Source organism: Mesorhizobium sp. 131-2-1 (assembly GCF_016756535.1).
GTDB lineage: Bacteria > Pseudomonadota > Alphaproteobacteria > Rhizobiales > Rhizobiaceae > Mesorhizobium.
The window spans coordinates 2,438,181-2,452,116 of record NZ_AP023247.1 but is presented as its reverse complement, the minus strand read 5'-3'; the positions used below and the strand labels follow the sequence as shown (position 1 = coordinate 2,452,116).

General features: G+C 64.9%; 13 protein-coding genes. 11 read left to right on the top strand and 2 right to left on the bottom strand.

Annotation, left to right across the window (positions count from 1 at the left end):
- Positions 1-144 precede the first annotated feature (144 nt).
- The 6 genes from argE to JG743_RS11940 all read left to right on the top strand — a co-directional run bounded on the left by argE (position 145) and on the right by JG743_RS11940 (position 6,722).
- Positions 145-1,269 carry an acetylornithine deacetylase gene (argE, locus tag JG743_RS11965; RefSeq protein WP_202300388.1) on the top strand — a complete coding sequence of 375 codons (1,125 nt, stop codon included), beginning with the start codon at positions 145-147 and terminating at the stop codon, positions 1,267-1,269.
- A gap of 11 nt (positions 1,270-1,280) precedes the next feature.
- Positions 1,281-2,204 (top strand): 2-hydroxyacid dehydrogenase, encoded by a 924-nt coding sequence (locus JG743_RS11960; RefSeq protein ID WP_202300387.1) that lies wholly within the window; start codon positions 1,281-1,283, stop codon positions 2,202-2,204.
- A 23-nt stretch (positions 2,205-2,227) separates the two neighbouring features.
- Positions 2,228-2,581: a cupin domain-containing protein gene (locus JG743_RS11955; RefSeq protein ID WP_202300386.1), complete on the top strand. Its 354-nt coding sequence runs from the start codon at positions 2,228-2,230 to the stop codon at positions 2,579-2,581.
- 148 nt (positions 2,582-2,729) lie between these two features.
- Positions 2,730-4,193, top strand: coding sequence for an aldehyde dehydrogenase family protein (locus tag JG743_RS11950; protein WP_202300385.1), 1,464 nt, complete (start codon positions 2,730-2,732; stop codon positions 4,191-4,193).
- A 10-nt stretch (positions 4,194-4,203) separates the two neighbouring features.
- Positions 4,204-5,247, top strand: a complete 1,044-nt coding sequence (locus JG743_RS11945) for a tartrate dehydrogenase (RefSeq protein ID WP_202300384.1) — start codon at positions 4,204-4,206, stop codon at positions 5,245-5,247.
- A 17-nt stretch (positions 5,248-5,264) separates the two neighbouring features.
- The gene (locus tag JG743_RS11940; protein ID WP_202300383.1) at positions 5,265-6,722 is read left to right on the top strand and encodes an NAD-dependent succinate-semialdehyde dehydrogenase; all 1,458 of its coding nucleotides are present in this window, start codon (positions 5,265-5,267) and stop codon (positions 6,720-6,722) included.
- 24 nt (positions 6,723-6,746) lie between these two features.
- Here the strand turns inward: JG743_RS11940 and JG743_RS11935 are convergent, their stop codons facing one another.
- Positions 6,747-8,021, bottom strand: coding sequence for an NAD(P)/FAD-dependent oxidoreductase (locus JG743_RS11935; protein ID WP_202300382.1), 1,275 nt, complete (start codon positions 8,019-8,021; stop codon positions 6,747-6,749).
- A gap of 17 nt (positions 8,022-8,038) precedes the next feature.
- Positions 8,039-8,707, bottom strand: a complete 669-nt coding sequence (locus JG743_RS11930) for a haloacid dehalogenase type II (RefSeq protein WP_202300381.1) — start codon at positions 8,705-8,707, stop codon at positions 8,039-8,041.
- Here JG743_RS11930 and JG743_RS11925 point away from each other — a divergent pair.
- The 5 genes from JG743_RS11925 (at position 8,706) to JG743_RS11905 (ending at position 13,890) form a co-directional block, all read left to right on the top strand.
- Positions 8,706-8,846 (top strand): hypothetical protein, encoded by a 141-nt coding sequence (locus JG743_RS11925; protein WP_202303196.1) that lies wholly within the window; start codon positions 8,706-8,708, stop codon positions 8,844-8,846. The two genes, JG743_RS11930 and JG743_RS11925, sit on opposite strands and share 2 nt — an antisense overlap.
- 181 nt (positions 8,847-9,027) lie before the next feature.
- The gene (locus JG743_RS11920; protein ID WP_202300380.1) at positions 9,028-9,867 is read left to right on the top strand and encodes a GNAT family N-acetyltransferase; all 840 of its coding nucleotides are present in this window, start codon (positions 9,028-9,030) and stop codon (positions 9,865-9,867) included.
- Between the two features lie 14 nt (positions 9,868-9,881).
- Positions 9,882-11,255, top strand: coding sequence for an aspartate aminotransferase family protein (locus JG743_RS11915; protein WP_202300379.1), 1,374 nt, complete (start codon positions 9,882-9,884; stop codon positions 11,253-11,255).
- Positions 11,256-11,522: 267 nt separating this feature from the next.
- The gene (locus JG743_RS11910; RefSeq protein ID WP_446720907.1) at positions 11,523-12,215 is read left to right on the top strand and encodes an HAD-IA family hydrolase; all 693 of its coding nucleotides are present in this window, start codon (positions 11,523-11,525) and stop codon (positions 12,213-12,215) included.
- Between the two features lie 64 nt (positions 12,216-12,279).
- Entirely contained in the window at positions 12,280-13,890 is a 1,611-nt protein-coding gene (locus tag JG743_RS11905; RefSeq protein ID WP_202300377.1) for an ABC transporter substrate-binding protein, read from the top strand.
- Positions 13,891-13,936 lie beyond the last annotated feature (46 nt).

Sequence of the window (13,936 nt, the reverse complement as noted above, 5' to 3'; positions counted from 1 at the left end):
TTCAACTGAAACATTTCCGCTTTCGGCACGCAATCGCGTCAGAACGCAGACATCCTCTGCGGAAATGTTGTGGCACACAATCGTCAGCACCGATCCCGGCGTCGGCATCGATCGCGGCGAACCCAATATGCTTTGAGGGCTGGAATGGACGTCTTCGACATCCTCGACCGTCTCGTCGCCTTTCCATCGGTCGCCGGCAAGCCGAACGGCGATATCGCCGGCTGGATCGAGGCTCATCTCGCCGAGCATGCCACGCAGGTCACCGTACTGCCGGGGCCGGAAGGCGACCGTTCCAATCTTTTCGCGACGATCGGCCCCGCCGATGTCCCAGGCTACATCCTGTCCGGCCATATGGACGTCGTTCCCGCCGGCGAGCCGCAATGGAATTCGCCTCCTTTCACGCTGCGCCGGGATGGCGAGCGGCTCTATGGACGCGGCACCACAGACATGAAGGGATTTCTGGCCGCGGCCCTCGCGGCCGTGCCTACCCTGGCAGGCCTGCGGCTTGCCCGGCCAATCCACCTCGCCTTCTCCTACGACGAGGAGGTGGGATGCCGCGGCGTGCCGCACATGATCGCCCGCCTTCCCGAACTTTGCGCCAAGCCGCTCGGCGTCATCGTCGGGGAGCCGAGCCGCATGCGCGCCGTGCGCGGCCACAAGGGCAAGGCTGCCGCCCGCGTGATCATCTATGGGCGCTCCGGCCATTCCTCGCGGCCCGATCTCGGCCTCAACGCCATCCACGCCATGGCCGAAACGCTGGCTGCAGTCGTGAGCGAAGCCGAGCGGCTGACACGCGGTCCGTTCGACCCGGCCTTCGAGCCGCCCTATTCCTCGCTGCAGGCTGGCGTGATCAAGGGCGGACAGTCGGTCAACATCATTCCCGACAGCTGCACGCTGGAGTTGGAGGCGCGCGCCATTCCGGGCGTCGACCCGGCCAGCCTGCTCGTGGCGGTCAAGGCGCGAGCCGAAGGACTGGCGGCCGAAGGCTTTCGGGTCGAGTGGACGCCTATGAGCGCCTACCCGGCGCTGTCGCTGCCGCAGGACGCCGCACTGGCGGGACTGTTGCGCGAACTGACAGGTGAAGCGCCGCTTGCCGCCGTGAGCTACGGCACCGAGGCCGGGCTCTACCAGGCCGCCGGCTTCGACGCGATCATTTGCGGCCCCGGTGACATCGGCCGCGCCCACAAGCCGGATGAGTACATTCTCACCAGCGAACTCATCGCCTGCCAGCGATTGATTGAAGCGCTGGGCGCCCGCTGCGCGGCTTGAAGGGAACCGGAATGACATTCCTGTTCAATTCTGATGCGCGCCGAGGGGCGATCTTCGCCGATGCCTTCGCCAGAGAACTGCCGGACGTCCCCTTCACCATGGATGCCTCAACGGTCGATCCCAAAGCCGTGCGCTATCTCATTACCTGGACCGCGCCAGAAGACCTCGCGCGCTACAGGAACTTGGAGATCCTGTTTTCCATTGGCGCCGGCGTGGACCAGTTCCGTTTCGATGCGGTGCCCGCGAAGGTGAAGATCGTGCGTACGATCGAGGAAGGCATCGTGCGCATGATGCAGGAATATGTGACGCTTGCCGTGCTCGCCCTACATCGCAACCTCCCTGGATATCTGGCGCAGCAGCGCGCCGGCGAATGGCACGACATACCGCAGCTCCAGGCCGGGTCGCGCCGGCTCGGCGTACTTGGTCTCGGGCAGCTCGGCCAGGCCGTCCTCGACCGACTGAAGCCCTTCGGCTTTCCGCTCGCCGGCTGGAGCCGCTCGCCACGGCAGATCGAGGGCGTGACCTGCCATCATGGCGAGCTCGGGCTGGAGGAGATGCTCGCGGCCAGCGACATACTGGTCTGCCTGCTGCCGCTGACCGAAGACACGCGCGGTTTCCTCGATGCCGACCTGTTCGCGAAACTGCCCGAGGGCGCGGCGCTCGTTCACACCGGTCGGGGGCCACAGCTCGACCATGAAGCGCTTCTCGCCGCGCTGAACAGCGGCCACCTTTCGGCGGCGATGATCGATGTGACCGATCCCGAACCACTGCCGGCGGGCCATCCTTTCTGGTCGCATCCGAAGATCATCCTGACCCCGCATGTCGCAAGCGTCACCCAGCCCGGCACCGCCGCGCGGGCCGTCATCGAAAACATCCGACGCCACCGCGCCGGGCTCGACCCCATCGGGCTCGTCGACCGCTCGCGCGGCTATTGAAATCCAACCAGAAAGGCCGTCCCTTGTCCTTGCTCAAGACCGTCGATACCAGCCCTGCCTTCCCGCCGCGCGAATCCAGGGCACTGCCCGAACGGTTGATAGCCGGCGACCCCGCCTTCAAGACCTGGGCGCAGGACATCGCCAAGGACGATCTCGTCCATACCGGCGTCTGGGAGGCGACGCCCGGCGAGACGCGCTCGATAAAGGGCGAGACCTTCGAGTTCTGCCACATCCTCTCCGGCGTGATCGAAATCACGCCTGATGGCGGCGAAGCGGTGACCTACCGCGCCGGCGACAGCTTCGTGATGAAGCCCGGCTTCGCTGGTGTCTGGAAGACCATCGAAACGGTGCGCAAGATCTACGTGACCGTAGGGTAATGGTGTCCGAGTGAGGGTTGGCCCCGCAACAGATTTTGCCGTCCCTCATCGCCAGCACGCAACAATCATCCGCGACCGATCGCCGAACGGTGCATGCTGCGCTGTTGCTCGCGCTAGGCTCCTCCAGAACAGCTGAGAGTGGGCGCCCATGGGCCTGAGCTTCGACCCGGATACCGTCTCCCTTCCCGTCGGCCATTTTATCGGCGGGGAACTGATCGCGGCTGACGGTGCGATCGAGATGCGCCGACCGTCGGACGGCAAGGCATACGCCGCCAGCCCCGTGGCCGGCGTCGATATGGTCGACCGTGCGGTGGAAAGCGCCAAGGTGGCACTGAAGGCCAGCAACTGGGGCGGCGTTCGGCCCCGCGAGCGCACCCGGGCACTGCAAGCCTGGGCCGATCTGATCGAGGTGGAAGCCGAAACGCTGGCAAAAATCGAGGCGTTGTGCTCGACGCGGCCCGTCGGCCAGCTCGTCGCGGGCGACATTGCCATAACCGCTGAGCAGATCCGCTTCTTTGCCGAATTCGCCGACAAGGAAGGCAGCGAATTGGTGCCGACCGACGATGCCAGCCTCGGCATGATCATGAGCGAGCCCTATGGTGTGGTCGGCGCGATCACACCCTGGAATTTTCCCATCTCGATGGCCGGATGGAAGCTCGGTCCGGCGCTGGCAGCAGGCAATGCTGTGGTGCTGAAGCCGTCGGAAATGACGCCCTTCTCGGCCGTCTATATGGCAGAGCTCGCCGTCAGGGCCGGCCTGCCGGCCGGTCTGATCAACGTGGTGCTCGGCGATGGTCCGACGACCGGCACGGCACTGACCGGCCATGCCGAGATCGCCAAGGTCAGCTTCACCGGCTCTACTCGCGCCGGCTCCGCCATCATGGAGAACGTCGCCCGCACCGGCGTCAAGCCGATGACGCTGGAACTCGGCGGCAAGAGCCCGCAGATCGTCTTTGCCGATGCCGATCTGGACAAAGCAGCGACAGCAATCGCCGGCAGCGTCACCTTCAACGCGGGCCAGGCCTGCGTCGCCGGCACGCGCCTGATCGTCGAGAAGCGCGTGGCCGAGAGGCTGACGGGCGCGATCCTGGAGAAGATGAAGGCGGTGCGGCCCAGCCCGACCTGGGACGAGGCGACACACTATTCGCCGATCATCTCGGAACGGCAACGAGGGCGTGTCGACGGCATCGTCCAGGCGGCCATCGCGGCCGGCGGCGAATGCCTGACCGGCGGCGCTGCCATGGACAATCCCGGCTATTTCTACCAGCCGACGCTGATCGCCAATGTCGACCAGGCCAATCCGGCGATCGTAGAGGAGATCTTCGGCCCGGTTCTGACCGTCCAGACTTTCGAAACTGAGGACGAGGCGCTGGCGCTGTCCAGCCATCCGACCTACGGGCTGGCGTCCGGCCTGTTCACTTCCGACCTGTCTCGCACCATCCGCTTCGCGCGCAGGCTTGAGGCGGGCACCGTCTGGGTCAACCGCTACAGCCGCTCGCGCGACCACATCCTGCCGACCGGCGGCTACAAGCGCTCCGGCATCGGCAAGGATCTCGGCCGCGAGGCCTATCTCGCCAACCGCAGGACCAAGAGCGTCCTGATAAGCCTGTGAAGAGATGCCAATGAAGTCCTACTCGATCGCCCTGATCCCCGGTGACGGCATCGGCCGCGATGTGATCGTCGCCGCCTGGACGGTGCTGGAAACCGTGGCCAAGAACTTCGGCTTTGCCCTGGCGGGCACCGAGTTCCCCTGGTCCTGCCGCTTCTTCAAGGAGACCGGCCGCATGATGCCCGAGGGTGGCATCGAGACCTTGCGCGGCTTCGACGCCATCCTTCTCGGCGCGGTCGGCTGGCCGGCGGAGGTGCCGGATTCGGTCTCGCTGCACGGCCTGCTGCTGCCGATCCGCAAGGCATTCGTGCAATATGCCAACATCAGGCCGCACCGCATGCTGCCGGGCGTCAGGGGCCCGCTGCGGGCCGAGAGCTTCGACATCCTGTGCATCCGCGAGAACACCGAGGGCGAATATTCGGGCGCCGGCGGGCGCGTACATCAAGGCACGCTGGACGAGGTCGCAGTGGAAACCTCGATCTTCACCCGCGCCGGCGTCGAGCGCATCCTGCGCTTCGGCTTCGAGCAGGCGCGGGCGCGTCGCGGCAAGCTTGCCTCGGTCACCAAGTCCAACGCGCAGAAATACTCGATGGTGTTCTGGGACGAGATCACGCGAAAGCTGGCCGCGGAGTATCCGGACATCGAATTGACCAGCTATCATGTCGATGCGCTCGCCGCGCGCATGATCATGGCGCCGGAAAGCCTCGACGTGGTCGTCGCCTCCAACCTGTTCGGCGACATCCTGACCGACATCGGCGCGGCGATCCAGGGCGGGCTCGGCTATGCCGCCTCCGCCAACATCAACCCCGACCGCGCGGCGCCGTCCATGTTCGAGCCTGTGCACGGCTCCGCGCCCGACATCGCCCATCTCGGCATCGCCAACCCGATCGCCACCATCTGGTCCGGCGCCATGATGCTCGATCACCTCGGCGAAAAGGCTGCCGCTGAGCGCGTCATGAAGGCGCTCGAGGCGACGACCGCCAAAGGCATGGGCATTGTTCCCGGCAAGGACCGGACGGAAGCCATCACCGCCGCCGTCGTCGCGGCGCTTACCTGATTGCAAGGTCGTTTTCGATGAAAAATCTGAAAGACAAAAGTCTGTTCCGCGAAGCCGGCATGATCGGCGGCCGATGGGTCGCTGCAAGCTCCAGCAAGACGGTCGATGTCGTCAATCCGGCGACCCAGTGCGCGATCGGCACGGTCCCCGACATGGCCGGTCCGGAGACCCGCGCGGCCATAGAGGCCGCGGCTTCCGCCTATGGCAACTGGAAGAAGAAGACCAACGCCGAGCGCGCTGGCCTCCTGGAGGCCTGGCATGGCCTGATGCTGGCGCATCTGGACGATCTGGCGCTGATCCTGACGACGGAACAGGGCAAGCCGCTGGACGAGGCCAAAGGCGAGATCCGCTACGGCGCGTCCTTCGTCAAATGGTTCGCGGAGGAGGCGCGCCGCATCAACGGCCACACCATCCCCTCGCCGACGCCCGACCGGCGCATCATCGTGCTGAAGGAACCGGTCGGGGTGTGCGGCATCATCACGCCGTGGAACTTCCCCAACGCCATGATCACCCGCAAGGTCGCGCCGGCGCTGGCCGCCGGCTGCACGGTGGTGATCAAGCCCTCCGAGTTCACGCCCTATTCGGCGCTGGCGCTCGGCGTGCTTGCCGAACGCGCGGGCATCCCCGCCGGCGTCATCAACATCGTCACCGGCATGCCGGCCGAGATCGGCAACGAGATCATGGCGAACGAGACCGTTCGCAAGATCTCCTTCACCGGCTCGACACGGGTTGGTTCGCTGCTGATGCGCGGCGCGGCCGACAGCGTGAAGCGACTCAGTCTCGAACTCGGCGGCAACGCTCCCCTTATCGTCTTCGACGACGCCGATCTCGATCTCGCCGTCGAGGGCGCGCTTGTCTCGAAGTTCCGCAACGGCGGCCAGACCTGCGTCTGCGCCAACCGCATCCTCGTCCAGGCCGGTGTCTATGACGCGTTCGCAGCAAAACTCACCGCCCGCGTCAACGCCATGACGGTGGGACCAGGCACGCAGTCCGGCGTCGCCATCGGGCCGATGATCAACATGGCGGCGGTCGAGAAGATCAACCGCCACGTCGAGGACGCGCTCGCCAAAGGCGCTGCGATCATCACCGAGAAGCTGGCGCTGCCGGAAGGTCCTCAATATGTCGCGCCGCGGGTGCTGACCGGCGCCACGAAAGACATGCTACTCGCCAGCGAGGAAACGTTCGGCCCGGTCGCGCCGCTTTTCCGTTTCGAGACGGAAGAGGAAGCGATCGCGCTTGCCAACGGCACGCCCTACGGGCTTGCTTCCTACTTCTACACCGAGAACCTGAAACGCGCCTGGCGCGTCGGCGAGGCGCTGGAGTTTGGCATGGTGGGGCTCAACACCGGCACGGTCTCGATGGAAGTGGCGCCCTTCGGCGGCGTCAAGCAGTCCGGCCTCGGTCGTGAGGGAGCGCAGGCCGGCATCGAGGAATATCTCGAGATGAAGAGCTTCCACATGGGCGGGCTGGGCTGAGGCCCGGCCACGCCGGATCGGAGATCACTGAATCCGGTCGAGCGCCTTGTAGTAGAGGCCGACCATCGGCAGGAACCAGGGCTTGCCGGAATAGCCGGGAATGGAGGGCCACTCGAGCCCCTTCATCGGATTGCGGTCCTCGCGGCCGAGCATGGCATCGGCCAGGATCATCCCGAGATGGGTGGAAAGCTGTGCGCCGTGGCCCGAGTAGCCCATCGCGTACCAGACGCCGTCATGGTAGCCAGCTCGCGGAAAACGGTCCTTGGTCATGTCGACCAGCCCACCCCAGCAATAGTCGATCTCGACCTTGGCGAGCAGCGGGAAGATCGCCGCGAGGCCGGCCTGCAATATCTGTCCGCTCCTGGCGTCGGAGCGCTGGTCCGAAGTCGCCGAGAAGCGCGCGCGGCCGCCGAAGATCAGGCGCCTGTCCGGCGAAAGCCGGAAGTAGTTGCCGATGTTCATTGAGGTCACGCACGTCCGGTTGCCGGGCATGGTCGCGGCGATCTCGGCGTCGCTCAACGGCCGCGTGGCGACGATGAAGCTGCCAACGGAGATGATCCTGCGACGGAAGTAACTGAAATTCGGCGTCGTATAGGCGCCGGTCGCCACCAGCACATTGTCGGCGCTGATCCGGCCGCGTGCGGTGGTCAGTTCGTGCCTGCCACCGGCCTGCTTGCGTTCGGTCACTGCCGCGTTTTCGTAGATGGCAGCACCATGGCGGGCGGCGGCCGTGGCCAAGCCTGCTACATAGCGGCCCATATGCATCATGGCGCTCTTCTTCGACAGCATCGCGCCATAGAAGGGCGAGCCGATCTCGGACTTGAGATCGGTCGCCGACAGCAATGCCGTGTCCGGATCGACCTCCGCATGGAGGGCCTCAAAGTTGCGGGCGATCGCCTCGAAATGCTGCGGCTTGGACGCAAGCTTCAGTTTGCCGGCGCGGCGGAAGTTGCAGTCGATGCCCTCCTCGGCGACCAGCGCCTCGATGGTGTCGACGGAGTCGTCCAGCGCCCGATAGAGCGCGATTGCCCGTTCCTTGCCGAGCTCCGCCTTGGCCGAAAGATAGCTATGGGCGAGGCCGTTGTTCAGGTGTCCGCCATTGCGACCGGATGCGCCCCAGCCAACCCGCTCCGCCTCCAGCACGACCACCTTCGCGCCGGCCTTCGCCAGTTGTCGCGCAGCGGCGAGACCGGTGAAGCCGCCGCCGATGATGGCGGCATCGTAGTGCCCCTCGACCGGGCCTTGCGCCCCGCCGGAAAAGACCGGAGCCGTGTCGTGCCAGTAGGAGACCAACTTCATCGGTGACCCGCCCTGTTTCAGAGACCGACCACGCCCGGTAGACCCGAAATGTCTGATATCTCGACATAGCCGTAGTACGGGTTGGCCGGCTCGTGGCGGCGATTGACCCACACCTTGTTCTTCATGCCGAGATCGTGGGCCGACATCAGGTCGTAGCGGAACGACGACGAGCAGTGAAGGATGTCCTGCGGACCGCAGCCCAGCATATCGAACATGTATTCGAAGGCCTTGAAGCGGGGCTTGTAGGCCTGTGCCTGCTCGGCCGTGTAGACGGCATGGAACGGCGCGCCGAGCTTCTCGACATTGGACATGATCTGCGCGTTCATGGCGTTGGACAGGATGACCAGCGGGACCTCCTTGGCCACCTTCGCCAGGCCGGCCGGAACGTCGGCGTGGGGTCCCCAGGTCGGGACACGTTCATACACCATCCTGGCATCGTCGGCGCCGAAGGCGACACCGTTGCGCTTGCAGGCGCGCTCGAGCGCGTTGTGGATGACCTCGGCATAGGGCTTCCAGTCGCCCAGGATTTCGTCGAGCCGATAGGCCGCGAAGTTCCTGATGAACTCCTGCATGCGCGGCTCGTCGAGCCGGCTGCCGTAGAGGTCGCGCGCCGCTTCCGCCATCTGGAAATTGGTCAACGTGCCGTAGCAGTCGAAGGTGATGTATTTGGGCCTGAAGGAAGCCATGTCCGTCGATCTCCGGTGGAAGCACATCCGCTCTGGGATGTATTTCATCATAGGACGGCTGGCGGCGGCCCACCTGACCGAAATCGCCCTCCCGAAAGCAGAAAGTTCCGTATCCGCCATCCGGTTTGGCACGCTGTAGCATCTTGCACGTCGAGAAGCGCGCCATCCCGCGGCGTGAGGCGCGTCCGCCAAGGACAGCGTCAGCACAAGATGCGGCGCACCCCTCGCGCTACGGCGAAAGATACCGCCGAAGCCAAAGCCTTCAGACGATTAGCGACGCGCCAATGATCGAGACTTGAGGGCAGACGGAAGGATGTCTCATGCAGCAGGGCGAGATCGAAATTCAGGACTTCGGGCAAGACCATATCGAGGGAGCGGTGGCGCTTTCTCGCCAGGAGAATTGGCCGCATCGCGCGCAGGACTGGCAGATGGCGCTGCAGCTCTCGCGCGGCGCGGTGGCGCTCGACGACCAGGGCCGTGTCACCGGAACCATCCTGGTGACGCCCTACGGTGCGGATTGCGCCATGATCAACATGGTGATCGTCGACAGGAACGTGCGGGGCAAAGGGCTCGGGCGTCGGCTCATGGATGAGGCGATCGCCCTTGCCGGCGACCGCCCATTGCGGCTCGTCGCGACGGCTGACGGCATGCCTCTCTATGAGAAGCTTGGCTTCGTGCCGTCCGCCACGATCCTGCAGCATCAGGGCACGGTTGCAGCGCTCGACGTGCCCGAGGGCGTGGAGGCAGCAGGTGCCGGCGATCTGGCAGAGATCAAGGTGCTGGACCGCGACGCCTATGGAGCCGACCGTGAAGCCCTGATCGATGCGCTGGCCGAGCGCGGCCAATTCGCAGTCATCCGCCGCAACGGCGCCATTGAGGCCTATGCCGCGATCCGCCCGTTCGGACGCGGCGAGGTGATCGGGCCGGTCATCGCGGGAAGCGCCAGGGCAGCCAAAGACCTGATCAGCTTCTTCGCCGCGCCGCGTGCCCGCGCCTTCCTGCGCGTGGATACCGACAGCAGGACCGGCATTGCCGGCTGGCTCGAAGAAATCGGTCTTGCCCATGTCGGTGGCGGCGTGGCCATGGACCGTCCACCCAAGCCGGCTGCGGAACAGGCCAGGCCAAAAGTTTACGCCCTCGCCAACCAAGCGCTCGGCTAGTCCGGAGGACAACAATGCTCGCCAATTCCCTGATCGAACTCGACCGCGCCCATCTCATCCATCCGGTCTCATCCTATCGCGGCCATGAGGCGCTTGGCGTGCGCGTCTTGAAGTCGGCGAAGGGAGCGACCGTGACCGATGCGTCCGGCCGACAGCTGCTCGACGGTTTCGCCGGGCTGTGGTGCGTCAATGCCGGCTACGGACACGACAGCATCGTCGAGGCTGCGGCCCGGCAGATGCGCGAGCTTCCCTACGCCACCGCCTATTTCGACCTCGGCTCGGAGCCGGCCATCCGGCTCGCTTCGGAACTGGCCGAGCGCGCGCCGGGGGATCTCAATCACGTCTACTTCACGCTGGGCGGGTCTGACGCGGTCGACAGCACGATCCGTTTCGTCCGTTACTACTGGAATGCGCGAGGTGAGCCGAGGCGCGACCAGTTCATCTCCATCGAGCAGGGCTATCACGGATCGTCAGTGGTTGGCGCGGGCTTGACCGCCCTGCCCGCCTTTCACGCCGGTTTCGGCATTCCCCTCGAATGGCAACACAAGATCCCCTCGCCCTATCCCTATCGCAACCCGGTAGGTGAGGACGGCAACGCGATCACCACCGCATCGCTCGCCGCGCTGAAGGCCAAGATCGAGGAGATCGGACCGGAGCGGGTCGCCGCCTTCTATGCCGAGCCGATCCAGGGCTCGGGCGGCGTCATCGTCCCGCCGAAGGGCTGGATCAAAGCGATGCGTGAACTCTGCCGGGAGTACGGCGTCCTGTTCATCGCCGACGAGGTGATCACCGGCTTCGGCCGCACCGGGCCCCTGTTCGCCTGCACGGACGAGGACATCGTCCCCGACTTCATAACGACCGCGAAGGGGTTGACCTCGGGCTATGTTCCGATGGGCGCCGTATTCATGACCGATCATGTCTACGACGTCATCGCCGATGGCGCGGGCACTTCTGCGGTCGGCCACGGCTACACCTATTCCGCCCATCCCGTCAGCGCCGCAGTCGCGCTCGAGGTGCTGAAACTTTATGAAGGCGGCCTTCTGGAGAATGGCATCAAGGCCGGGGCCCGGCTGATGGCGGGACTGGCGGGCCTGAGCGACCACCCGCTCGTCGGCGACGTGCGCGGTCGAGGAATGCTCGCCGCGATCGAACTGGTGGTCGACAAGGAGAACAAGACACCGCTTCCAGCATCGGCCATGCCGGCGCGGCGTGTCTTCGACAGGGCGTGGGACAATGGCCTGATCATCCGTGCCTTTGCGCAAGGGGTTGTCGGCTATGCACCCCCGCTCTGCTGCACCGACGGCGACATCGATGCGATCGTCGAGCGCACGCGGCTCACGCTCGACCAGACGCTGGAAGATCCCGATGTCCGCCAGGCCCTGGCATGACAGGCGAGAAATATTCCGTGTCTCGAAATATCGTGCGGGCAGACGATTTCGCAATTTTGTGCCGCCCCCTCACGCCTTTTCGGCGAATCCAGCGCGGGGGAAGTGCCAGACTGTTCATAAGACAAGGCCAGAAAGCCTGGATTTCCGGGCCTTCGAAAAGGGCCGACGCCCCGAACAGCACGGAATTTTGTTCTGTCCAACACATGCAATTCGGCCGCGCGCAGAGGAGAGCCAGTCTTGGCCAGGGGCTTTAGCGAATTCAAATACATGACCTTCGATGTCGTCGGCACACTGATCGACTTCGAAGGCGGCATCACGACCTGCCTGGCCGGCATCGCCGCCGACGCCGGCGTCTCGATCGATGGCGAAGCCGCGCTGGCCCTCTACCGGCAGGCCCGCTACATGCCCGATGCGGGCCTGTTTCCCGACGATCTGGTGCGCGTCTACATGGTCATCGCCCCGCAACTGGGCCTGCCGGCCGAGGAGAAATACGGGATCCGCCTGCGGGACTCCGCCAGCCTCTGGACAGGCTTTTCCGACAGCGGGGCGGCGCTGGCCGAGCTTGCGAAATCGCACAAGCTGATTGCCATGACCAATGCCCGGCGCTGGGCGCTCGACCATTTCGAGAAGCAGCTCGGATCGCCGTTCTTCGCCACCTTCACCGCCGACGATACCGGAACGGAGAAACCGGATCCGGCGTTCTTCCAGAAGCTCTTCGATTTCGTCGCCTCAAGGGGCGACAGCAAGGACGACATCCTGCACGTCGCGCAAAGCCAGTATCACGACATCGGCATATCCCGCGCGCTTGGCCTGACCAATTGCTGGATCGAGCGCCGGCACGCCCAGAAAGGCTATGGCGGCACGATCGAGCCGGAGCGCTTCACCGTGCCGGACCACCACTTCACCTCAATGGCCTCCCTGGCGGCGGCCGTGCGGGAAAGCCTGAAGGAACGAACCTGAGCCCAAGCCCGGAAAGCCGCAGCAAGACGAGCATCCCGACCAAACAAACAGAAAGGGGAATAACATGACCGACAAGATCACTAACTGGACGCGAGCAGACGATGCGATGGTCGAGAACGCCATCCGGCGCGGCGCGAGCCGCCGCGAACTCCTCAAGATGCTGCTTGCCGGCGGCGCCGCTGTTGCCGCGGGCAGCCTGGTGCTCGGCCGCGCCAGCAATGCCGTCGCCGCCGAGCCGGTTTCCGGCGGAAATTTCAAGGCGGCCGGCTGGTCGTCATCGACCGCAGACACGCTCGATCCGGCAAAGGCGTCGCTCTCCACCGACTATGTCCGCTGCTGCTCGCTCTACAACCGCCTGACTTTCCTCGACAAGGATGGCGTCACGCAGATGGAGCTGGCCGAGAGCTTCGACAGCAAGGACGCCAAGACCTGGACCGTCAAGCTGCGCAAGGGTGTCACCTTCCATGACGGCAAGGACCTCACCGCCGACGACGTCGTCTTCTCGCTGAAGCGCCATCTCGACAAAGCGGTCGGCTCCAAGGTCGCCAAGATCGCCGCGCAGATGACCGGCTTCAAGGCGGTCGACAAGTCGACCGTCGAAATCACGCTGGCCGACCCGAATGCCGACCTCCCGACCATCCTGGCGCTGCACCATTTCATGATCGTCCAGGACGGCACCACGGACTTCTCCAAGGGCAATGGAACCGGCGCCTTCGTGCTGCAAACGTTCGAACCGGGCGTGCGGTCGGTGGTGACCAAGAACAAGAACTACTGGAAGTCGGGCAAGCCCTATCTCGACTCCTTCGAGTTCATCGCCATCAGCGACGACAGCGCCCGCGTCAACGCCCTGCTCTCCGGCGACATCAATTTTGCCGCCTCGATCAATCCGCGCGCGATGAAGCTCATCGGCGGCCAGCAGGGCTTCGAACTGTCGAAGACGACCTCGGGCAACTACACGGACCTCAACATCCGGCTCGACATGGATCCGGGCAGCAAGGCCGACTTCGTGGCCGGCATGAAATATCTCGTCAACCGCGAACAGATCGTCAAATCGGCATTGCGCGGCCTTGGCGAGATCGGTAACGACCAGCCCGTCTCGCCGGCGAATATCTTCCACAATCCCGACATCAAGCCGAAGGCCTTCGACCCGGACAAGGCGAAGTTCCACTTCCAGAAGGCGGGCCTGCTCGGCCAGTCCATCCCGGTTATCGCCTCCGACGCCGCCACCTCGTCGATCGACATGGCGGTGATCATCCAGGCCGCCGGCGCGGATATCGGCATGAAGCTCGACGTCCAGCGCGTCCCGGCCGATGGCTACTGGGACAACTACTGGCTCAAGGCGCCGATCCATTTCGGCAACATCAATCCGCGCCCGACGCCGGACATCCTGTTCTCGCTCCTCTACGCTTCCAACGCGCCGTGGAACGAAAGCCAGTACAAGTCCGAGAAGTTCGACAAGATGCTCATCGAAGCGCGCGGCTCGCTCGATCAGGCCAAGCGCAAGGAGATCTATGGCCAGATGCAGGCTATGGTCTCCGAGGAGGCCGGCACCATCATCCCGGCCTACATTTCCAATGTGGACGCCCTCTCCAGCAAGGTGAAGGGTTTGGAAGCGAACCCGCTCGGTGGCATGATGGGCTACGCAATGGCGGAATATCTCTGGCTCGAAGCCTAGGGGAAGCCTGTCGGGGGCCGGTTAGCCGGCCCCTGGTACTGCCTTG